The 1,691-nt window shown below is 56.1% G+C and carries 2 protein-coding genes; one reads left to right on the forward strand and one right to left on the reverse strand.

Annotated features, from left to right (window positions below; genetic code table 11):
- Window positions 1-151 precede the first annotated feature (151 nt).
- Window positions 152-976 (reverse strand): tetratricopeptide repeat protein, encoded by an 825-nt coding sequence (locus tag NW839_RS06405; RefSeq protein WP_414341891.1) that lies wholly within the window; start codon window positions 974-976, stop codon window positions 152-154.
- 134 nt (window positions 977-1,110) lie between these two features.
- Between NW839_RS06405 and NW839_RS06410 the strand changes: the two genes are divergently transcribed.
- A complete protein-coding gene (locus NW839_RS06410; RefSeq protein ID WP_414332325.1) occupies window positions 1,111-1,638 on the forward strand; it encodes a 2Fe-2S iron-sulfur cluster-binding protein in 528 nt (175 codons plus the stop codon).
- The last annotated feature ends 53 nt before the right edge of the window (window positions 1,639-1,691 follow it).

Consider the following 1,691-nt stretch of genomic DNA (forward strand, 5'->3'; position numbering starts at 1 on the left):
TTTGCCAAACCGCCTAAAGCTCAGTAAATTCAGCAAAGTTCAGGGTTTTGGGGGTTAGAGGCATGCTCTTTCTATTGGGTCGACTCAGAACTGCCATGGTACCAACAGGATCCTACCAACCCCGGGATTAGCCCAGAGGTTGAAAACCCGCTCAGGGAGTGGGGTTATCGTTTTGCCTCTCGACCGTCTGGGGCCGGTTCACCTGAGCATAAATCTCTGCTTGCTGCTGGATTTGCTCCCGGACTTGGGGTGGGGCCAACCGCGCTGCTTGCTCAAACAACTCAGGCGCTTTTGCCCGTAGGTTTTCATCGGTGGCGGAGCTGAGGGCTATGGCTTTGCCCAACACGGGGGTGAAATCACTGGGATCCGCCGCGATTAACTCGTCGTAGAGGGCTATGGCTTTTTCGGTCTGGTTGTTGCGGGCGTAGACAAAGGCCAAGCGCAAACGTACATCATTATCTTCCGGCACTTCTTCAAGATGCTTCTCCAGCAGGGCAATGGCCTCAGAGGTGCGGCCCAGGGTTAGCTGCACATCCACCAACTGCTGCAGCACCTGGCCATCTTTGGGATCCCCCTCGTAAAGGATCTGGAGCTGTTCTAATGCCCCTTCAAAATCCCCCGTATCCTGCTGGATTTCGGCCAAAAAGGCTCTCAGTTGCCGATTTTCGGGCTCCAGTTCCACCAGCTTCTTCAGCGGCTCAATGGCCCCTTGCGGCTCGTTCAATTGCAGTTGGGTGTCGATCAACCCCCGCAGGGCAATGGGGTTATCCGGCTCCCGCTCCAGCACGACGCGATAGCCGTCTGCCTGGGCCCGCAGTTGCTCGGTTACCAGGCTGGCCTCTGGAGATTTGGAAGGCCCGAGGGCCTGGAATAGCGGGCCAAAGGAGAAGCCCAAGAAAGTTACCGTGCCCACCACCAGCAGCAAAATGTTGAGGAGCTTGCGGGCTGGGGATTCTTGGGGTTTGGACTGAGGCATAAAGGGCTCGCGCAGAAGACTCCTCTGTACTCTATCATCGGCGCCGGGGCAGGCTGCGGGGTGAGGTTACCCAATACCCAAAACTTTTGAAAACAGCATCCAAGGGGAGGGCAATGCCGTACTGAATTTAGGTAGTGCTGAATCTTTTTGCCACCCCTCACTCCCTCTTAACCATGCGGATCACCTGTTACCCCGACAACCTCACCTTGGAAGCCAATCCCCTGCTCACGGTTCTGGAAAATCTGCTCAAGGCGGGGGTGCGCCATGTCCATGCCTGTGGGGGCAATGCCGCCTGCTCCACCTGTCGCATCCTGATTTTGGAAGGCAGCCAAAACTGCCGCAGCATGACTCCTGCCGAGAAGAAGTTAGCTCAACGGCTAGACCTTCCTGTACATATTCGTCTGGCCTGTCAAACCCGCATCACTGGAGATGTCACCCTGCAACGGCTGGTGATCGATAAAGCAGATGTGGAAGTAGCTCAACATCAATTGCAGGCCCATTCGGTCGGCAGCCAAGTCACCGCCGCCATTCTCAGCGCTTCCCTGCGGGGGACGGCCAACTTCGACGAGGAGAACTTTCCCTACGATGTTGTCTACACCTTGGGTCGCTACTTCGCCCAAATGGGGGCCTTGGTGCAGCAATATGGGGGAGCATGCCTCTAACCCCCAAAACCCTGAACTTTGCTGAATTTACTGAGCTTTAGGCGGTTTGGCAA

The organism is Synechococcus sp. R5-15, assembly GCF_047462035.1.
GTDB lineage: Bacteria > Cyanobacteriota > Cyanobacteriia > Thermostichales > Thermostichaceae > Thermostichus.

Bases quoted from the DNA above. Each gene is read 5' to 3' on its own strand.
- NW839_RS06405 (WP_414341891.1), bottom strand. From the start codon at position 976: ATGCCTCAGTCCAAACCCCAAGAATCCCCAGCCCGCAAGCTCCTCAAC.